This window comes from Salinivibrio sp. YCSC6 (assembly GCF_004916735.1).
Taxonomy (GTDB): Bacteria; Pseudomonadota; Gammaproteobacteria; order Enterobacterales; family Vibrionaceae; genus Salinivibrio; species Salinivibrio proteolyticus.
In genome coordinates this window covers 1,340,408-1,360,770 of sequence record NZ_CP039516.1, presented here as the reverse complement: position 1 = coordinate 1,360,770, position 20,363 = coordinate 1,340,408, and the positions used below count along the sequence as shown (strand labels likewise).

18 protein-coding genes are annotated in these 20,363 nt (G+C 49.3%); 8 read left to right on the top strand and 10 right to left on the bottom strand.

All coding sequences use genetic code 11. From position 1 onward, the window contains the following. The first annotated feature begins 81 nt into the window (after positions 1 to 81). Both cdd and E8E00_RS06245 read left to right on the top strand, forming a co-directional pair. Positions 82 to 978 carry a cytidine deaminase gene (gene cdd / locus E8E00_RS06250; RefSeq protein ID WP_096628541.1) on the top strand — a complete coding sequence of 299 codons (897 nt, stop codon included), beginning with the start codon at positions 82 to 84 and terminating at the stop codon, positions 976 to 978. An 89-nt stretch (positions 979 to 1,067) separates the two neighbouring features. Further along, complete coding sequence (locus tag E8E00_RS06245; protein WP_069587024.1) at positions 1,068 to 1,967, top strand: DMT family transporter; 900 nt, start codon at positions 1,068 to 1,070, stop codon at positions 1,965 to 1,967. Between the two features lie 41 nt (positions 1,968 to 2,008). On the opposite strand, the gene E8E00_RS06240 is transcribed toward E8E00_RS06245, so the two are convergent. Further along, positions 2,009 to 2,626 (bottom strand): thiopurine S-methyltransferase, encoded by a 618-nt coding sequence (locus tag E8E00_RS06240; RefSeq protein ID WP_069587025.1) that lies wholly within the window; start codon positions 2,624 to 2,626, stop codon positions 2,009 to 2,011. A 257-nt stretch (positions 2,627 to 2,883) separates the two neighbouring features. Between E8E00_RS06240 and E8E00_RS06235 the strand changes: the two genes are divergently transcribed. After that, complete coding sequence (locus E8E00_RS06235; RefSeq protein ID WP_096628544.1) at positions 2,884 to 3,297, top strand: hypothetical protein; 414 nt, start codon at positions 2,884 to 2,886, stop codon at positions 3,295 to 3,297. Positions 3,298 to 3,314: 17 nt separating this feature from the next. Here E8E00_RS06235 and E8E00_RS06230 read toward each other — a convergent pair whose 3' ends face one another. Next, positions 3,315 to 3,722, bottom strand: a complete 408-nt coding sequence (locus tag E8E00_RS06230; protein ID WP_069587029.1) for a hypothetical protein — start codon at positions 3,720 to 3,722, stop codon at positions 3,315 to 3,317. A 301-nt stretch (positions 3,723 to 4,023) separates the two neighbouring features. Continuing rightward, positions 4,024 to 4,386, bottom strand: coding sequence for a MarR family transcriptional regulator (locus E8E00_RS06225; RefSeq protein ID WP_096628547.1), 363 nt, complete (start codon positions 4,384 to 4,386; stop codon positions 4,024 to 4,026). Between the two features lie 316 nt (positions 4,387 to 4,702). Here E8E00_RS06225 and E8E00_RS06220 point away from each other — a divergent pair, with 316 nt between their 5' ends. Then, positions 4,703 to 5,386, top strand: coding sequence for a DUF2982 domain-containing protein (locus E8E00_RS06220; protein WP_240531886.1), 684 nt, complete (start codon positions 4,703 to 4,705; stop codon positions 5,384 to 5,386). 32 nt (positions 5,387 to 5,418) lie between these two features. Here the strand turns inward: E8E00_RS06220 and E8E00_RS06215 are convergent, their stop codons facing one another. Next, positions 5,419 to 6,063 (bottom strand): MBL fold metallo-hydrolase, encoded by a 645-nt coding sequence (locus E8E00_RS06215; RefSeq protein ID WP_096628549.1) that lies wholly within the window; start codon positions 6,061 to 6,063, stop codon positions 5,419 to 5,421. 313 nt (positions 6,064 to 6,376) lie between these two features. Here E8E00_RS06215 and E8E00_RS06210 point away from each other — a divergent pair, with 313 nt between their 5' ends. Continuing rightward, a complete protein-coding gene (locus E8E00_RS06210) occupies positions 6,377 to 8,110 on the top strand; it encodes a lysophospholipid acyltransferase family protein (RefSeq protein ID WP_096628552.1) in 1,734 nt (577 codons plus the stop codon). A 91-nt stretch (positions 8,111 to 8,201) separates the two neighbouring features. Here E8E00_RS06210 and E8E00_RS06205 read toward each other — a convergent pair whose 3' ends face one another. From E8E00_RS06205 to E8E00_RS06185, 5 genes are all read right to left on the bottom strand, one after another. Then, positions 8,202 to 9,941, bottom strand: a complete 1,740-nt coding sequence (locus tag E8E00_RS06205; RefSeq protein ID WP_096628555.1) for a murein L,D-transpeptidase — start codon at positions 9,939 to 9,941, stop codon at positions 8,202 to 8,204. Between the two features lie 151 nt (positions 9,942 to 10,092). Then, positions 10,093 to 11,190, bottom strand: a complete 1,098-nt coding sequence (locus E8E00_RS06200; RefSeq protein WP_240531887.1) for a DUF1513 domain-containing protein — start codon at positions 11,188 to 11,190, stop codon at positions 10,093 to 10,095. After that, positions 11,180 to 12,193 (bottom strand): imelysin family protein, encoded by a 1,014-nt coding sequence (locus tag E8E00_RS06195; protein WP_096628561.1) that lies wholly within the window; start codon positions 12,191 to 12,193, stop codon positions 11,180 to 11,182. Before E8E00_RS06195 ends, E8E00_RS06200 begins: the two co-directional genes overlap by 11 nt. 36 nt (positions 12,194 to 12,229) lie before the next feature. Next, a complete protein-coding gene (locus tag E8E00_RS06190) occupies positions 12,230 to 13,627 on the bottom strand; it encodes a di-heme oxidoredictase family protein (RefSeq protein ID WP_096628563.1) in 1,398 nt (465 codons plus the stop codon). Positions 13,628 to 13,685: 58 nt separating this feature from the next. Next, on the bottom strand, positions 13,686 to 14,942 hold the full coding sequence (locus E8E00_RS06185; RefSeq protein ID WP_069587047.1) for an imelysin family protein: 1,257 nt from the start codon (positions 14,940 to 14,942) through the stop codon (positions 13,686 to 13,688). 416 nt (positions 14,943 to 15,358) lie between these two features. Here E8E00_RS06185 and E8E00_RS06180 point away from each other — a divergent pair, with 416 nt between their 5' ends. Then, positions 15,359 to 15,856, top strand: coding sequence for a MarR family winged helix-turn-helix transcriptional regulator (locus E8E00_RS06180; protein WP_069587048.1), 498 nt, complete (start codon positions 15,359 to 15,361; stop codon positions 15,854 to 15,856). Positions 15,857 to 16,051: 195 nt separating this feature from the next. Here the strand turns inward: E8E00_RS06180 and E8E00_RS06175 are convergent, their stop codons facing one another. Then, a complete protein-coding gene (locus E8E00_RS06175) occupies positions 16,052 to 16,963 on the bottom strand; it encodes an aldo/keto reductase family oxidoreductase (RefSeq protein WP_096628566.1) in 912 nt (303 codons plus the stop codon). Between the two features lie 213 nt (positions 16,964 to 17,176). Here E8E00_RS06175 and E8E00_RS06170 point away from each other — a divergent pair, with 213 nt between their 5' ends. Both E8E00_RS06170 and E8E00_RS06165 read left to right on the top strand, forming a co-directional pair. After that, positions 17,177 to 17,674, top strand: a complete 498-nt coding sequence (locus E8E00_RS06170; RefSeq protein ID WP_096628569.1) for a GNAT family N-acetyltransferase — start codon at positions 17,177 to 17,179, stop codon at positions 17,672 to 17,674. Positions 17,675 to 17,991: 317 nt separating this feature from the next. Beyond that, positions 17,992 to 20,304 carry a methyl-accepting chemotaxis protein gene (locus tag E8E00_RS06165; RefSeq protein WP_205907365.1) on the top strand — a complete coding sequence of 771 codons (2,313 nt, stop codon included), beginning with the start codon at positions 17,992 to 17,994 and terminating at the stop codon, positions 20,302 to 20,304. The last annotated feature ends 59 nt before the right edge of the window (positions 20,305 to 20,363 follow it).

Below are 20,363 nucleotides of genomic sequence, written 5' to 3'. Positions count from 1 at the left end.
TTGTATGCGTGATATTACTCACACATTTATCAAGATCGCTTCTCTACACTGATAGGCCGTTAACCATTTAGAAGTGATGCTATGCGAACCGCACTCATTGACGCACTGACACAATTGCCAGACTCACTACAGAGCACCGTCTCGGAATGGCTTCACGCATCGGCGTTTGATGCGACCTTTACGCCCGCGCAAGTGGCAGATATGGAAGCCGCGAGTGGCCTGTCTGGCGCGGCATTGCGCCTTGCTTTACTCCCGCTGGCCGCAGCCTATGCTGTGACACCCATTTCTCGTTTCAATGTTGGGGCGATTGTCAGAGGAGAAGATGGCACGTTATACCTAGGTGCAAATATCGAACTGACTGGCGTTCAACTCGGACAAACCGTGCATGCAGAGCAATCTGCGATCAGCCACGCATGGACCAAAGGGGCGACGCGCTTAACCGACATCACCATTAATTACAGTCCTTGCGGCCATTGTCGCCAGTTTATGAACGAGTTAAATGGTGCTGAGGACTTAGTGATTCAACTGCCTAAATCGGACGCTAAATCACTGCACACTTATCTTCCCGAAGCATTTGGCCCTGCCGACCTAGGTATTGAAGCGCGACTGCTTGCCGACCAAACGCAAGGCTTAACGGCGGACGATATTGACGATCCTCTGCTTAAACAAGCCGTTGAAGCGGCGAACATTAGCCATGCACCTTATTCGGGCAACTACAGCGGTGTTGCGGTTGAAACAAGCGATGGCCGTGTATTTAAAGGAATGTATGCCGAGAATGCGGCCTTTAATCCGAGTTTGCCTCCGCTTCAAGTTGCTTTAATTGCCGCCAATATGGCAGGCTACTCATGGGATCAGATTGCCTCTGTGGCGTTAGCCGAGGTAGTGAACAGCACCGTGAGCCATCTGGCCGACACTCAAGCAAGCTTGGATGCCATTAATCCCGACATTCCCTTGTTATATGCGGGGTTAAGAGCTTAATACAAAACATCAGGCCGCATTGATTTCTAGTCGCTCTGCGGCCTGTTTTACGCTACTATCCGAGCATCTTTTTTCGGATAACCACAGCGATGAAACAAATTCATAATCCCATCCAAGGTGCTGCCTGGATGTTGATCGCCGGCCTCTGTTTTGCGCTGGTTAATAGCCTCTCACAATACGTCAGTTTTAAACTCGGCTTGCCGTCAACCACCGTTGCCTTTATTCAATATGCGATCGCACTGGTTGCCATGATCCCGTGGCTGAAACAGCTGGGTGTACGCCACGCATTAAAAACAGAACATTTAGGAAAACACTGTCTGCGCGTGTTTATCTCGGTGATTGGCATTCAACTGTGGCTGTGGGCTCTCGCCTACCCTGTACCGATTTGGCAAGGTATTGCTCTACTGATGACTTCTCCCTTATTTGCCACCATCGGTTCTGGGTTATTTTTACGAGAACGTGTCGGTATCGCTCGCAGCTTAGCAACCCTCGCGGGTTTCTGTGGTGCGATGATTATCTTGGAGCCTTGGTCAGAAGGATTTACGTGGGCCACCTTATTGCCTGTCGGCGCTGCGTTTTTTTGGGCCACCTATTCGTTGATGGTCAAACGTTTATCCGCCTATGATCCGCCAACAACTATGGTGGTCTACCTGTTGCTATTGATCACGCCTTTTAACTTGGTGCTTGCCGTACCGGATTGGACGCTACCAGCGAGTGCGACAGCATGGTGGATGCTGATCGGTGCTGGCCTGCTCACCGCCTTAGCCCAATGGGCCATCGCCAAGGCCTATGCCGTTGCAGATGCTTCATTTGTTCAGCCGTTTGATCACGCCAAATTGCCGTTAAATGTGTTATTTGGCTGGTTAGTCTTTAGCTGGGTTCCACCCGGTCGATTATGGTTAGGGGCCGGCATTATTATCGCCGCCGTGTTCTTTATCACGCACTGGGAATCCCGTCAGTATCACGCCACCAAAGCCAAACCAGCGTAACGCACTCGATAGAAAAAGGGCCTGATGGCCCTTTTTTATCATTATTCAGCGGCTTGAATCAGCCAGACTTGCTCCCCTCGCTCACCACAGGGTTCGGTACAGGTATCGAGCAAGGTCACTTTCATACCTTGATAAGTCTGTCTAACCAGCTGCTCATCCATAGAGAATGGCGGATGATCATCACTTTGTGGATAAAACAGAGTGACAAGCAACATGCGACCGCCTGGGGCCAGTAAGGAAGTGACGCGATCAACATACTGCTGACGCATCGATGGTGGCATTGCCACTAACGCCGCCCGATCATAAATCAAAGGTGCCGGTTGCAAACGCGCAGTAAAGAAATCACCACTGATCAACTCTAATTCGTCAAAGCAATAATGCGTGTGTCCAGAGGGTGCCGTATACACTTGCGGTGTGTAAAGGTTTTCAGAGAAAAAAGCGCGTACCGCGATATCACTAAGCTCTACCCCAACCACACGCTCATGACGCTCAGCTAGCCAGTTCAAATCGATAGACTTACCACACAACGGAACCAGCACTTCCTCGTCCAAACGCGGGTTTAGTGCAGACCAATACGCCATTAACATGGGGTGTACGCTATCGCGATGAAAGCCAATTTGATTTTCGGCCCAACGTTGATGCCAAAACTCTTGCTCCATGCTCTCTCCGACTCAATTTAAAAGTCCTTGATTATATCTGAATTCCCTGACGATGCAGAGAGGCGGCCGGTCCCTCGCCCCTACAAAACAGTGTCGTTTTGTTCACGAACGCTCCTTGTTCGACTATCTCCTTTCCGGTCACAACACGATAGAGATAACGATCCTGATCACAAATTAATCATCAGGCAACTTGCCAACGGTCAGATTTAATAATACTGTTCTTTTATACAGTATTGATCATATATACAGGTATTCGCATGTACACGACATCATCTCTTACCAATATTACGCCCGTACATCACGCAACCAATATCGCGCCGTTAACGCACACCGCCACGTATGCGATGCAAGATGCACGACAAACTCATTGGCAAGCGATGATGCGAGCATTAGCGCTCAAGGCACGACAGCCCAAATGGATCACTGTCATCAATCCACCGCGTACATTTACGGCCAAACATCTTCAGCAATGGGGAATTCATCCTGATCAAGTGAGAGTGATCCGCAGCCGCAACGGTTACGATGACTGCGCACTCGTGGAAGGTGCTGTGAAAGCGAATACCTCTTGCGCTGTGTTGGCCTTTTCACCGCAAGCCGAGAAAATCACTCACTATGAAACAGGGACACAGTGGGTGGCGTTTGTAAATCCAGCCGTGTTGCACTGCCATTGAAGCAATTCGTCGAGACGTTAAACAGAAGGAAAAGTGAGGCGTACCCACTCACGATTTTCGTTGCTGTACTCCAACAGTGCACCCGTTTGGTCGCTAATTGCCTCCATTTGACGGTAGTCCAGCGCATAAGGCATCAAAATAGTTAGCTCGCGAATACTTTGTTGCTGAGCCAATTTGGCAAGGCGCACTAAGTTAACCGTATCTGTATTGCGAAATGAGAGTACCTGCGCCGCTTGCTGATGCAGACGATCTTGAGCGGTCAATGCCTGTTGGGCGTGATGCTCAAGCACCGTATTAAATGCAGGCAACAAACTGCGAAATATGTCGACAAACGTCCAGTTAGGCTGTTGTTCTTCGCATAGAAAATGGGTGTAGTCGAAAACGACTTCAGTCGGTGTTTTCAGCTGGGTAGACAGCGCTTCCATGGCTTTTACCTCCAGACAGAGAAAGAAAACTGACGTCCCTCTACTATATGCAGTTTTAAACAGATGTCTGGAAGATCATACAGTATTTTGCGTCTGATCAAGCTTTAATCACGCGAATGCGTAATAATGACAAGATTTTTTAACAATAAAAGAACAACCCAATGAAAAATCACTGCATTATTCACGTTATTGCCACATGAAAATAAGAAAAGCGTATAAGGAAGGTCGGTAGAGTGAGTAACCCGCTTAAACGCTAATGGTATCGATGCCATCAGCAGCTTAAGCGGGCCAGCAAATGCGATTAACAGGCTTTATAGATAACCTTGTTAGATGCCACTTGCACACGCTCCACCACACCCTCTTCGGTGAGTTTTTTCAGCGCGCCTGTCGCCCAAGAGGCGGCTTTGCTATCTTCTTGACCGGCAGCCAAACCGATGCCTTTAGGATTAATCCCTTCTGGGTTGGCTTGTACAATATCAAGCACCTGTTGTTGCTTTGGCGTGAGTGACACTGAGACGCTTGCAGCAGCTGCTGGCGTGGCGGCAGGTGCAGGCTTTGCTGCGGCAACTGGCTGAGTTTTAACTGGACGCTGACGTGCTGGCGACGTTGCCTTTACACGCTTGTTCAGTTTGAATTGTACCTTACGCTTGTGAGAGATTTTCATTCAATCATCCTACTCCGATGCACTACGTTCAGAGCCTCTGAATGCAGCGGGTGAAAAACAAAGCGCGTTTTATACCAAATTTTGACGCTCTTTTGTAGGTAAGTGTGCCCGAGTGCGCGTAAAGATCGTGATATTCCGCGACAAATGTTTACCAATCCAGTGTTTTTTAGGCAAACTAATCAGACACTTTCCTCGTATACTGATTAAAAGAAGAGATGTTTTCGACTCGAGACAGAGTGTCGCCCGTTGGCACATCCACCCGCAAGGTGGAGCGCCGACATCGCTGATTTTTTACCCACAGGTTGCACGTAGGATCATGGACGCGTTAAAAACGGTTAAAATCTATCCTCCGCAATTTGAAGCCGCTCGGTGGAGTATGCTCGCAGCCATGGCGGTTGCATTCGGGTTAGTTTGTTTTTTTCTGATCCAACCCACCTTGTCATTCGGCCAAGGCGTACTGGGATTAATCGCCATTATCGCCATTTTTTTCACCATCAATAAGTTGCTACAGCGCGTACAACTCTCCTTTTCCCTCTCTTTTATGCACCTACAGCATCATAGCTTTCGCGGGGGGTGGGCACTAAAGTGGAAAAATATCGCAGCTATCGGTATTCCACAGGTTTATCGGCAAGAGGGGATCAGTGAGCCTCTCCCCTGGGTGGGGATTAAAATCAAGCACTATGACGCTCTCCTCGAGGGGATCAGCCTGCGCATGGTCACGCATATTATTATGACTCAGCGCGCCCTGTTAATTACCGCCTATCGCCGTGCCCCCAGTAAGCCCAGTAAACCACTTGAAGATATGATGTTTGACGATACGCCATATCGCGGTGAAAACGGTATCCTATACAAAGGGCTGATGGCGATGCTCGCCAATCGCATGCGCTATACTCGCGAGCTTCTTGGCTATGACATTTTTGTCAGTGAAGATTTATTGGATAGGCCGTTGGAGGATTTTGTAGGCGTGACGCGACGCTATCTCGCCGCCGCCCAAGAGTGACAGCGGCGAGCGCAGTTACCTATCGAACGGCGCTAAAACGCCCCGGTCAGGAAGGGGTTGGTTTGTCGCTCATGCCCCAGCGTGGACGTCGGTCCATGACCCGGAATGAAAGTCACATCGTCCCCCACCGGCAATAAGGTGTTTTTGATGGCTTTGATCAAGGTTGCGTGATCTCCTTTCGGAAAATCAGTGCGGCCAATCCCGCCATTGAATAGCACATCGCCAACCCACGCTGTACGACCTTGCTCGTCCACAAAAACAATATGGCCTGGCGTGTGGCCCGGAGTAAATAATACCGATAATTGTCCTTCTCCAACCGTCACCGTATCGCCTTGTTCAAGCCATTGGTCTGGCTCAAACGGCTCGGCATGCGCAAAGCCAAACATCTGCGCCTGTGCAGGCAAGGCTTGCAGCCAAAATGCATCTTCTTTATGCGGCCCAATCACTGGAATATCTAACGCTTTGGCAAGCTCAACCGTTCCGCCCACATGATCAAGGTGGCCATGAGTCAGCAAAATTTTCGTTACTGTAACGTCAAGTGCATGAATCATTTGGCGCACTTTCGCAATATCACCACCCGGATCGACAACGGCAGCTTGCTTGGTTTTATCACACCAAATGATGGAGCAATTTTGTTGAAATGCCGTAACTGGCACAATCTCGTAATGCAACGCCATGAGAGATCCCTTTTATTCGCGAGGCCGTGTCACACACAACCGTCTCTGTCTACGCTAATGAATATGGGCCTCACTATGCCATGCTGTCATGAGTTTGCAACTGTGCTGCCAAGCCGTTGTCACCTTTCCTACCTAGCATTGATGCCTATACGGTGATGGTGACCCCCACCAACCATAGATAGCGACTATTTTGTGATCTTTACCGCGTTATGTGCGATGAGTTCGCACTAAAGACTGTGAGGATGTAAGCAAATGTCGTTTTTAACGTCTAACCAAACAGTGCATGAGCACGGTTCTGGACGCAAGGTTGACTATGTTTGATGTTGATAAGGTATTAGCTTCGAATTACCCCAAACTGGAGCAACGCGCATGGCTTAAACGCCCCATGATTAAAACGTTGCGACGACTGTTACACGAGCAGGAGTTCCACGATTTCGCCCACCGTTACCCTCACCTACAAGGGTTTGAGTTTGTCGAGCAGGTACTGGATTACTTTAATTTCAGCTACCGCGTCAGTGATCGTGAAAAAGAGCGCATTCCTGAATCGGGGCGCGTGGTCATTATCGCCAACCATCCGATAGGCTCGTTAGACGGCTTGGCATTGCTAAAAATGGTGCGTTCGGTACGTCCTGATGTAAAAGTGATCGCGAACGAGCTTCTTATGCAAATTACTCCTTTGCATTCGTGTCTGCTCCCTGTCAACAACATGGGCGGTCGTACCCCAAAAGAAAACCTCCAAAACATCAATCAATGGCTCGATAACGACGGCGCGCTAATTATCTTCCCAGCCGGTGAAGTGTCGCGCGTCGCGCCGTCTGGCATTAAAGATGGACCATGGCAACAAGGCTTTTTACGGATGGCGACCAAAGCTAAGGCCCCAATCCTTCCTATTCATGTTGACGGACGAAACTCTGCCACCTTTTATGGCGCGTCCATGGTGTACAAACCCTTGTCGACCTTACTCTTGGTAGAGGAAATGTTCCGCCAAGAGAATAAAACCATCGTCTTTACCATTGGTGAAATGATCCCACACCATAGCTACAGTCCCAGTGCCAATCTCCCGGTGAGAACACGGGTAAAGCTATTTCACAAACACCTCTACCGATTGGGAAAAGGTAAGCCCGGTTTATTCCCCACCGAAGCTGCAATTGCCGCTCCTGAACCGCGGTTAGATCTCAAGCGTGCGCTAGAAACCAGTGAAAAGCTGGGAGAGACCCCCGATGGTAAGTTGATCTTTCTCATCGACTATCAAGCCGACTCACCCATCATGCGAGAAATTGGGCGTTTACGCGAAGTCGCCTTTCGCGCTGTCGGAGAAGGGACGGGAGCTCGACGCGATCTCGATAAATTCGATCAGCATTATTGGCACCTTGTGCTCTGGGATCCGGTCGAGCTGGATATTGTCGGTGCATATCGACTGTGTGATACCCAAAAAACCGTGGCAGCTCAAGGAATAAAGGGGATCTACAGCGCCAGCTTGTTTGACTTTGAGCAAGGTATGCAGCCTTTTCTTGCTCAGGGATTGGAACTGGGCCGCAGTTTTGTGCAGCCCAAGTATTGGGGCAAGCGCAGTCTCGACTATCTATGGCTTGGTATTGGTGCCCTGTTGGCCCAGCGTCCTCAGTATCGATATTTATTTGGCCCAGTGACTATCAGCAACGCCATGCCACAAGCGGCCAAAGAGTTGCTGATCTTTTTCTACCGTACCTATTTTGCCGGAGACAGTGATTACGTACGCTCTAAACGCCCCTACCGTTTGGCGGCCGCGAAAGAGAGTGAATTACTTACCCATTTTAGTGGCGATGATTATCAGCGGGATCTCAAACAGCTCAAAATGCTGTTGGATCACCTTGGCGTCGGGATCCCGACTTTGTACAAGCAGTACAGTGAGTTATGCGAGCCTGGCGGCGTACAGTTTTTAGATTTCGGCGTCGATCCTGACTTTGCCGACTGTATTGATGGTTTGGTCCTCGTAGATTTAACCAAGCTTAAAGCTAAACGCTATCAGCGCTATATCGCCCCTCATTTGGCCCATCAAACCGAATAGACCTCAGCGTTATGCAGCGGCGCGACACTCTCGTGCCGCTTAGCCTTAGTCGTCTATGTAGAGACCGCCCGCTTCTTAATGCTTATTAGGACTACTGAGTATGTTCGTTTTGTTGTAGCGGTCGCTGCTGAGTCAAATAACTCGGCTCCCGCGTCGTGACATCTCGATTAGGTTTGGTGTCATAGGCGTAAACATCATCTCGAAATGCAACGCGCCCGTCTTCCGTCACCCACGCCGTTTGATATATGGTTTGTACGGCGAGTGGGCGACGCAAACTGATCCACTTGGTTTGCGTCGCATCCAGATAGGTTTGATAGTCGGTCAAACGTTGTCCTGACAAATCGAGCAGCACATTGGCCAGCTCCTCGGCATATTCCACCCGAATGCAGCCGGAGCTAAACGCGCGGCGTGATTTGCTAAACAAGCTACGTGCCGGCGTATCATGTAGATAAATCGCATTGCGATTAGGGGTGTTAAATTTAAATCGTCCCAAGGCATTTAGCTTGCCCGGCGCTTGCTGCAAGCGATAAGGAAAACCATCAACCCGCACTTGCTGCCAGTCAATAGTGGTTGGATCGATGATTTGATCGCTGTGCCAATCAGGCAGAATTCGATAATGGTTTTGGCTCAGATAAGACTCATCGCGCGCTAACTTTGGCAAAATATCCCGTCGCACAATACTTTGCGGCACATTCCAGCTGGGGTTAAGCACCACCGAATCAAGCCGAGACGAAAACAATGGTGTACGGCGCGATGTGCGTCCAACCACGACCTTACTTTCAAACACACTTTGATCGTCAAACCATAAGGTCATCCGGTAATCGGGAATATTGACCACAATACGATTCGGCTGATTATCCGGCCATAGGCGAAGCCGCTCAGCATTGAGCGCGAGCAATCGAATGCGGTCTTGCGCATCACGATTTAGCCATCGTGCCGTCGATGGACCAATGATACCATCCACCGTCAGTCCATGTTGCCCTTGGAATTCGCGCACGGCCTCCAACAAGTCACCGCCATAACGAACGCTGTGCCCATCAATCGCTTGTAGCCGTTGATCTTCCCCCCAAAACCCTTGTCGCCGCAGATTTTCTACCAAATTCAACGCAAAGGTTGTCGCCACCGCCTCATTGGGTCTGACTAATCCGTTTAATGCCACCGTTGGCCAAAGTTGGTTCGCATCTTGTTGTAGCCGGATAATTTCGGTCACTAACGCGCGATATTGCTGATTAGCTGGGCGACGATGGTATAAAAAGGCGTAAAGCGTATGGTCTAACCCAGCCTGAAATACCTGTTCCCGCATGGGCAAAGCAGGCGCCGGAAGTGGCGCGCGATGTTGAGCGCCAAAAAACCATTGTTTTCCTTTCTGGGGAATAGCGGCCTGATAGCTGAGCAGTGCATAGAGGGTATCGGTCGCAAACACATCGTATGCCAAATCTTGGCCTTGCTCGCGAAGCTGGCGTAATTGCCATGCTCGCCATTCAAACTCGGGGCTGATCCCAGCGAGCGAAATCACGTTCACCTGTGTTTCAAGTTCATAGCGCGCATCGTCTCGCTCCCACAGCAAAACGAATCCGTGTTCCAGATAGTCGCGGGTGAGTAGATCAGGATAGGCGAGCACAGTGGCATCCGGCGCGGCCGCTTGCAGCCAATCTCGGGCATGCTGATAGGCGCGTTTATGATGCTCATCGGCTGACAAAGACTGTCCGGCTGATTCGGTCAAAAACCGCACACTGCTACTGCTGTTAGGCGATGCCGCATGGACAGGCGACAAAATTAAGCTAAATACAATCAGAAGGTTAGCCAAATAGGCGTCCGGCCTTATTTTCATACACACCTCCTACTCCATGCTTTAATTATGGCAAAATTTCGCCTGACAGAAGCAAAATGATAGTCTGATTTTGATCGCTTTGCGGTAGGAATATGGCACAAAAAACGGCAGCAAAACGATGCTGCCGATATTTGATTTTACCCGAGAAAGATTACACCAGTGTTATCCAGTGGTTATCCCAACGCACCGGTGTCATATGATAATCCGGCGTATGTGCGGTATTCAGCGTGACCATTTTGCCTCCTCCAGAGCTAAGGTTGATCACATCGCCATCGCGACTTGCCCCGGACGCATCGACCAACGGGTGAAGACCGATCATCTCGCCACTGTCGAGTGACCAGATCCCATAACAATTTCCTCGCGGAGAGGTCGCCACAATCCAACCATTTAGGGTCGCAATACTGGCAACGTAATTGTTAAATCGCGACCACTGCTCTGGTTCTGCAGTGAGCTGTCGCATGGGCTCGCCCCGGCGATGGATCGCTACCAACGGAGCATTATCGTCACCGTGATACTGTTGGCCGGTGGCCACATAACCATCATGAGACACCATAAGATGCCGAATGCTGAGCTTTTTATTGGCCAACTCGGCACGCTCAACAACGTCACCACTGGCAATGTCGAGGTAGACTAACGCAGGCTGCATCTCGTTAATGTTCAATACTGTACGGCCATCCGTGTGCATACCGCCAACCCCTACCACCAGCGTTTGCGCATCGTACAGGGCTACCTCATGGGGGCCGATACCAAAACCACTGATCTCACGCACCTTGCTCACTTGACCGTCGGATGACAAGCGATACACACCAATCACGCCTTCACTGGTTTGGCGTTTTCCTTCTGTGGTATACAACCATTGGCCATCGTCCGAGATAGCACCGTGGCCATAGAAATAACGATCTGGTTCGGCATCAACTTGTGACAAGGTCACTCCACGTTGATAATCAAAAACCTGCATGAAATCACCGGGACGACGCGCAAACGCCACGGCCAAACTGCCTACGTGACGACGCTGGGCTGCGACACCATGACCACGATCTGGTAACGGCAGACGAAACAGCGGCTGGCCGGTATCATCAGCGCCCACCACCGCGTAAGAGCCATCCGTGCTCAAGGCACAGCCCAGCAATGTGCAGGCCTTTTGCGATTCTTTTTCGCTACAGCCTGCCACTAAGCTCACGACGGAAGGAAGCGCCGCGCCCATTAAGGCCGCTTTAAGCAAACGGCGACGTTTAAGACTAGTCTCCATCGGTGGCATTAAACCCTACAACGATACCCAAATCTTGCGCGACCTGCCCATTTAGCACTAACTTGAGGTATTCCAAGTTATTGTACACCGTGAGCATATCGCGATACCCGTCAACGCTATTAAGGCGCTCAAACAGCGGCACACCGTCCGTCGGCACACTGTCATAGGCAAGCTGCCAATGCTCGCTAACACGATCTGCAACCTTTTCAAAACCACGCTCGCGCAGTGCCTGCTCAATGCCACCATCAGCATGATACATCGCCTGCATCGCTTGAATACTCTCGCCTAATAGCGCTAACGAATGGCGAGAACGCCATGCTTCGCCTTGGTACGGGTTGGGAAAACCCGGCTTACCCAATGGGTTTGAAAGCTTCTTCATCACGTAATCTAACTGGTGGTTCAATGCACCAAGTTTTTCCGCCATCGCCATCGATGGGGGCATGCCCTGCCACGGATTTTGCTGCCAAGCCTCATTCAGGGCACTGGCAGTTTGCGATAATCGGCCACTCACCGCTTTCGCAAGCTGACATTGTTTGGCATCACGCATATCCGCTTGGGCGTCATAAAGCAGCCATTCCATGGCACCAACACCTTGGACCGCGACGCTTTGCTCGGCCAAATCATTCGCTTGCCATGTTTTATCCGCAGCAAGCAACGCATTGATTTTGCGCCCGGTGGTGTTTTTCTTATCCGGATAGAATTGGATGCGCCAACTTTGTGCGAGCGCTTGCTCCGATCCCTTTTCTACCCCTTGTAGCGGCATCCACGCCACCATAGTGGTTTGCCATGCCGCACGAGCCTCTGCCAAAGTTGCGCGATCATCACATACCGCCGCTGTGGTTGAGGCAAGTTGCGCTGCCGTTTGTTTGAAATGCTCACTGCGTTGTTTTTGCAGCTGCCACAAGCCATGATTAGGCCCTGTCTCAGTTTGGGATAAACACCCCGTTAGCCATAGCGTGGCGCTCACAGAGAGCACCGCCACAGCATTGAGTCGAAAACGCATGCGATATGACTCCAATAATCGTGTTAGTTAATACCGTTATAATGAGCGTAAGAAAGCAACCAAGGCATCACGCTCTGTTTTAGACATGCCTAGTACCGCCTGTTTGGCTGTCGCGGCTTCACCATCATGCCATAAAATCGCTTCCATCAGGGTACGCGCGCGTCCATCGTGAAGGTATGTTGCTTCTGGGCTAACTTCTTTGGTGTAGCCAATTCCCCAAAGCGGAGCAGTACGCCACTCTCGGCCGTTGGCAATAAACTCGCCGCGGTGATCGGCAAGCCCCTCTCCCATGTCATGCAACAGCAAATCCGTATACGGATGAATGGTCTGCTCGCTCAATGCCGGTAAGTCAGGCCGCTTTTGGGTGGTAAAAGTCGGGACATGACATGCATGGCAGCCCGCTTCAACGAACAGCGCCTGTCCTTGTTTTACACTAGGATCTTCCATATTACGGCGCGCTGGCACGGCAAGATGGCGGGCATAAAAGGTAACAAACGAGAGAATATTGTCACTTACCTCCGGCGTTCCTCCATTTGGCATATCTTCACAAACGGATTGTGAAGGCATGCAATTGTGATGCGGGAACATGGAGGTCGTGAGGCCGACATCACCGTTAAAGGCCGCTGCATTTTGTTGCTTAACAGTTGGCAAACCGGCTTTCCAGCCAAAGCGACCCAGTGCGGTACGCCCTTGTTCGACGTCCCAGACTTGGTTTGCCCGTCCTGAAACCCCATCGCCATTATCATCACTGGGGTCGGCCAGCGCGTAGATATCCTCTGCGGCAATCGACTCAAGCAGTCCCAGTCCAATCATGGGCGGCGCAATGCGTGCAGACATCTGCACATTCTCAGCCATAGGCCCGTAGTTTAAATCGGTGATCGCAATGTTAGGCTTGCGCAGTGTCACCGATTCTCCGTCTTCGAATGTGACCGTTACTGGCTGGTAGGAGAGTGTCACTTTTCCTTCTGGTTTGGCGCCCGGCAGCGCGAAGTCTTGTAACTGGCCACCGTAATTTGGCTCGGGAATATTGCCGTACTGGATCAGCTTTTGTTTTTCCGCGTCACTCAACGCCGGTACGCTTAGCCGCACTAACATCGAAACCGCGTTAATATCCCCCGCTTGGGGCGGATGACCACGACCATCTTTAATGTGACAGTTTTGGCAACCATTGGTATTGAATAAAGGTCCCAGTCCATCTCGCGCATCCGTAGATGCTGGCGAACTTACCCAAGGGTTACGAAAAAAACTATTGCCGACGCTAAAATCGATGCGCTCACTCATCGGTAAGTTAGCGGCTGGCTGTGAAAAGGCATTCTGCCCTTCTTTGATAACAGTGGTACTGCCACCCGAGGTGCGTTCAAATGCAAGGCTGGAAGGAAGGTACAACGCGCTTATACACGCTGCACTGAGATAAGCAATGACATAGGGCTTCATAGTGTATCCTGACAAAGCAAAAAGCCCCGCTGAACGGGGCTTGTCTTTCGCGGCTAAATTAGAATTGGTGATCCGCGGTATCTGGGTTGAGGTTATCAATACCAATCAGTTTGGCGGCACGTTCAATATGCTTGGTTTGATCAACCAGCGCAAAAATTGATTGATTAACCAACGCATTACCCTCGGTGTTGCCCGCGGCAATCAACTGGTCAAAATGCACGTTGTTTTGCTCAGCCGACACAACCAAGGTTTTGACTTGTTGGTGGGCTTTGTCAAAGCTCGCTTTGATCTCTTTTGCCGCTTGTGGGTCTTTTTCCGCAACCAGATCCAAAATCGAAGGGCCAGTCAGTTCACTACCATCCACACGCTGATAGGAGCCCGTCAGAACATTGTAAATACCTTGCTCGTTGTAAAAGTGCGAGTTGTGTGTGTTGTCTGAGAAGCAATCATGCTCATCTTCAGTTGAGTTCGCTTCCAGTGCCACTTTCATACGCTCACCGGCAAGCTCACCCAAAGACAGTGATCCCATACCAAACAGCATTTTACGCAAGCCATTTTCGCTTGAGTCCGCCAGCAAAGTCGCTCGATAGTTATCTTTATTTCCTTCCGCCCATTGGTCGCGCATCCACGCTAAATCATCGACCAACAGATCGGCTGCCGCTTTCAGATAGTCACGACGACGGTCGCAGTTTCCGTGCGTACATGCTTCACCATAAGCAAAGTCGGTGTAAGGACGCTCACCGGCGCCTGCTTGGGTGCCATGTAAATCTTGTCCCCACAGCAAAAACTCAATCGCGTGATATCCAGACGCCACATTGGCTTCTGACCCACCCACTTCATTCAAACTTGCCAGCAAGTCAGGTGTGATCTCAGCAACGTCGAGCTTAGTGGCACCAATTTGAATGGACTGGTTAGCAATAATATTGGCCGTCGCGCCCGCATTACCTAATTCCGCTTGATATCCATCAGCAACATAATCAATCAGGCCTTCATCGAGTGGCCAAGCATTGAGTTGCCCTTCCCAATCGTCGACAATAGCGTTACCAAAACGGAAAACTTCCGATTGTTGGTAAGGTACACGCGCATCGAGCCATGCTTTTTTTGCTGCTTGAAGAGTTTGTTCAGAAGGTTTAGCAACAAACGCATCGATGGCCTGCTCTAACGCGATAGCTGTTGTGTGTGAATCAGCAAATACCGCATGAGCAACGTCAGCGTAATGCTCAACAACATCCTGCTGAGTCGCTGCCTGTGCACCTAAAGGTGCCGCAAAAAGGGAAAGCGCGATAAGATTACGCTTAAAAGGGGTCAGTTCCATAATACCTTTATCCTTCGCTAGTGAGATTCAAATGGTTATGAGAACCATTCTCTTTTATTGGCAAGCGATTTTAAGCAATGTGTAACTGAATGCAACAATCAATTTGCGTTATTTCTCTTTATGTGATCGACCCATTATGCTTAGTGTTGAATACAACGGGTTGCAACGCTGATCGGACCTGTTTGGCAGGAAAGTTTGTGACAAAGTAGTGCTTTTTGCACTGTGTCACTGAAAGAGCTAAAAATAACAATAAATTAGATTTAATTTGAACTCTAACGATTATAATATACTGAAAGACGGCGAGTTATTTCGCAGAGAAAAAAACCGTAAATCATCGTTTTTTCTCTAAATATCTTTGCACTACATCTACTTGTATTGTAAGTTTCGCTCGCTGTTTTACTGGTGGAGGTTAATGAATGGAAAAACACGAAGAAGTCCTGGTCGCGCTGCGGCAAATCATCCGAGCGATTGACCTGCACTCACGCAAACTCAACAAAGTCTCTGGCATTACGGGTCCTCAGCTGGTTTTAATGCGTGCTATCAAAGAATTAGGTCAAGTGACCATTCGAAAACTGTCCACGCACACCAACATGAGCCAAGCCACTGCAACCACGATCCTTGATCGCTTAGAAAAGCGCGGATTGATTGTGCGGGTGCGCAGTGAGCTGGATAAGCGTAAAGTCCACGCGCATTTAACCGAGCAAGGTGAAGCGGCACTCGAGCAAGCGCCGAAACCTTTGCAAGAAAGCTTTATTTCTCGCTTCCAAAACTTGGAAGAGTGGGAACAGTCATTATTGCTCTCGTCAGTCCAGCGTGTGTCATCGATGATGAATGCTGACGATATTGACGCCGCCCCACTTCTTGAGGTGTCTGCGCTCACATCACACAACGCGCAACTTCAAGCTAAAAAATAGTCGCGACCCGGCAGGTAACAGGACGTCTCCACCGGGCAACCTGCCAGTTATGGCGTCACGAAAGCAAAGGATCATCGCTCTCGTCGCCATTCATACTTCCCCACACTATCGCTGATTTCACCTATTACGGTGATAAAAAAGACGGCACCATGGCCGCCCTATTTTGCTACTCTATTTGGCTATTCGCCGCTGCGCCTAAGGCACATTATGTCCTTTTGAGGCGACCCAAATACGGTACCATTGTTCACGACTTAAGGTTAATGAGCGCGCATTGATCGCTGATTTCACGCGTTCAATATTCCCTGAACCAATAATGGGGAGCGGTGCTGACGGCAAACGCATCACCCACGCGTAAATCACTTGGTCGATGGTTGCACCCAACTCATCCGCAATCACTTGTAAGGTTTCTCTTACCCGCGTCGCCTGCGCACTATCAGCGTTAAATAGCTCACCGCCGGCAAGGCACGACCACGCCATCGGCTTAATCCGCAAACGTTGCAACTGATCGAGCGTACCATCATGAATCACATCAAAGCGCAGTGGGTTGATTTCGACTTGGTTGGTCACTAACGACTCATCGAGTCGCGATTGCAGCAAGTCAAACTGCGATGGGGAAAAGTTCGACACCCCTAAGTGCTTCACTTTGCCGTGATGACGCAGTGTGGTGAAAGCTTCTGCCACTTCATCTGCGTCCATCAACGCATCCGGACGATGCAGCAAGAGTACATCTAGACGCTCAACGCCTAAACGCGACAATGAGTTATCAACAGACTGAATAATATGACGATAGCTGGTGTCATAGTGGTTAATTTTGCGGGTTGGCGCCGCTTCACTGACCAATTTAATGTCACACTTCGAGACCACTTGAATTTTCTGACGGACACTCGGATCGAGCTTGAGAGCCTGACCAAATAAGGACTCACAGCGATAATCACCGTAAATGTCCGCGTGATCCACCGTAGTAATGCCAAGGTCGATATGCGCTTTAAGAAAGCTAAGGCGTTGTTGTGGCGTCATTTGCCAGTCATCAAGGCGCCAATAGCCCTGAACCAAAGGCGAAAAATACGGACCGACGGGCGAAATAGAAGTTGCAGTTAACTCAGACAAAACACGTCCTTAATGTCGAGGAGTGAGAGTTTCATGCTAATCCGAACCAGATAAATCTACAATCTTTTCTCGTCTATTCCCCGACCCAGTCACCTTGGTGGTTGGCTGTGTTCACTCCTCCCCCAAACGATGAGCAAATTATCATCAACACTTGGCAAACGGAAAGAAGGTCGGTATCTTATTTCGCGCAAAAAACGCAAAAAGGAAGCGAAAATGCTTATTCGACGCATGGAGTTGCGTGATTGTGATGCGATCAACGCCATTTATAACTATTACATTTCGCAAACCGCGATTACCTTTGATCTGGTGCCTTGGCAAACGGTCGAGCGTGAACGTTGGTTTGCTCAGTTTGATGCGTCATCTCGCTATCAGGCATGGGTCGCGGAGCAAAACAACAAACTTGTCGGTTTTGCATACAACACCGCCTTTAATCCCAAACAAGCCTATCTTATTTCCTCAGAAATCACGATTTATGTCGCTCACGATGCAGGTGGCCAAGGCATTGGTTCTCAACTGATGCAAACGCTACTCAATGGCATGCGTCAACAAGGCCTGCGCCGCGCCTACTCTTTGATCACTTTGCCTAACCCTGCGTCGTTGGCGCTACATCGCCGCTATGGCTTTCAACAAGTCGGTCAGCTCAGTGATGTGGGTGAAAAGTTTGGAAAGCTGCACAGTGTCGCCATGCTGGAATGTGATCTCACCCGTTAAGTGATTTTCTTCATCGAATAAGCCTCTCCCACCTTCTCGCAGCAAGGTGTCTTTTTACGCCGGGATAACGACGTCTCAGGAGTAACGCGCTCAACGTTTAGCAAACACTATTGATCACTTCACGACGGAACCGGCCCACTAATCACAATCTTTGGACAAAAAGTGACAGCGCATGTCACTTTTTGTCTGCGCATCGCATGAATATGTATCCTTAACTCTACACATCATTAAATTCACGCAAACAAAGCATTTATTTCTGTGCACATTGACACTTTAGTATCTACCTTTTTCTTAAAGCAGTACGTGGAGTGTCAAAAATGAAAGTCAGTAAAAAAATAACCCTCGCCATTGTGGTTGCCTCATTAAGTTGTGTCATTATTGTTGCTGCCATTCTTGCGACAAGAACCATTTCACTGTCTTCTCAGTCACTCACTGCAAAAGTGAGTGACCAGCTCACCGCGATCAAAGAAGCCAAAAAATCGGAGATAGGAAACTATTTCCAACTGATTGGTAATCAAATAAAAACTCTGGCTAATTCCACGATGACCGAAGATGCATTGGCACAGTTTTCTTATGCATTTCAAAGCATTAATGATGAAATCTCCACATCGCCTCAAAAAGAAGCCGCACTAAAGCGATATTATACAGAACAGTTTTCTAATCAATATCAAAACATTAATGATGAGAGAACCAGTGCATTAGATAAATACAATCAATTAACTGAAACCGCAAAACGTCTTCAGCAAAGTTATATTAGTGAAAATACGCACCCACTGTGGAGTAAAGATGCATTAGCAAACGCAAATGATGGGTCAGTCTACAGCGAAATTCATGCCGTATTTCATCCTAACTTTCAGCACTATTTAAAAACCTTTGGTTATTACGATATATTTCTGATTGATAATCAAGGCAATATTGTTTACAGCGTGTATAAAGAGCTTGATTACGCCACTAATTTACTCAATGGTCCCTACGCATCGAGTGGCATCGCACAAGCGTATAAAAAAGTGCGCCAAGCGCCAAAAGGCGAGCTGGGATTTGTCGACTTTGCCGCCTACTACCCGTCTTACGACAGCCCTGCCTCATTTATTGCCAGCCCTGTGTATAAAAATGATAAACAAATCGGTGCCTTAATTTTCCAGATGCCGATTGAGCGTATCAGCCAAATTATTAGCAACAATGATAAATGGGCTGAATCAGGCATGGGCAAAACAGGCGAGCTATTTCTCGTGGGTCCTGACAAGCGTCTGCGTTCTGAGCCACGTCTGCTAACCGATGACAAAGACGCCTATCTTAGCCGGCTGCAAGCGATGGGCATAAATGAAGCAACAATTCACAAAATTGACTACCAGAATAGTGCGGCTGGTAAGCAACCCATCGACAGTGAAGCCGCATCAAAAGCATTAACGGGTCAGCAAGGGCTCATGACCCAGATGGGCTATCGCGGCAATGAGGTTATCGCTATCTATTCACCGCTAGAGGTGTATGGCATCACTTGGGCCATCGTGAGCCAGCAAGATACGTCCGAAGCCTTGAGTGCTATCGCGCAGATTAGCGATGATATCCTCTACTCGACATTACTAACCGCACTGGGCTTGGCTGTGGTTGCATCGATTGCCGCGTTCTACCTCGGCCGCAGTATCGGCGCCCCCATTCTTGCCCTTGCTGATAAAATTCAACACATTGCAGCCAATAAGGATTTAACCATTCAACTTGATCTCAAAGGTAAAAACGAGCTTTCACAGCTGAGCAATAGCCTCAATGGTATGTTTGCTAGCTTCAGAGACGTTATCCAGCAGACCCATAATGCGTCTTCATTACTGCTGCAATCCTCAAAAGATATCAGCACCGATATTGTCGATATACGTGGTCAAATTGATGAGCAGGCGCGTAACTCAAGCCAAGTCGCGACAGCTGCTACACAAATGGCGGCCTCGATTAGCGAAGTCTCTGAACATGCCAGTAATGCCTCTGAAGCCTCAGATAACATCACCCTATCTGCGCAAGAAGGAAGCCAGATTGGAGACAATCTCGTCGCAAGGATGCAGCAACTTCAAAACGATATGTCTAATGCCACGCAGTCTATGGAGCAGCTGTCGCAAGAAAGTGAGTCCATTGGCTCGGTGCTTGATGTCATCCAAGAGATTGCGGAGCAAACCAACTTGCTGGCACTCAATGCGGCGATTGAAGCCGCGCGTGCCGGCGAGCAAGGACGCGGATTTGCGGTGGTCGCGGATGAAGTGCGCTCACTGGCAACACGCACGCAAGACTCGACGGAAGAAATCCGTAAAAAAGTCGAAGCGCTTCAACTCGAAACACACAAAGCGGCGTCGGGCATCGAACAGGCGAACAGTGCTGTGCTTGAAAGTGTTGAGAACTGTACAGAAAACAATAATAAGCTCAGTCAAATCACTGAGATGATTGAACGTATCAACGAGATGAACATGCAGATCGCCACCGCCGCTAATCAACAGACCCAAGTGACCGATGAAATCAGTCAAAACGTTAATACCATGGCGCAATCGGCCGATCGCGTCTCAGAGCGCACCCGCGGTACTGAGGAAACAGTGACGCAGTTAAGTGAGCAGGCGACCACCTTGGAAAATACCATCAGTCACTTTAAAACCTAATCTTAACACCACAAAAAAAGGCCAGCATCCGCTGGCCCTGTTGTTTTTCAGTCTTGCCT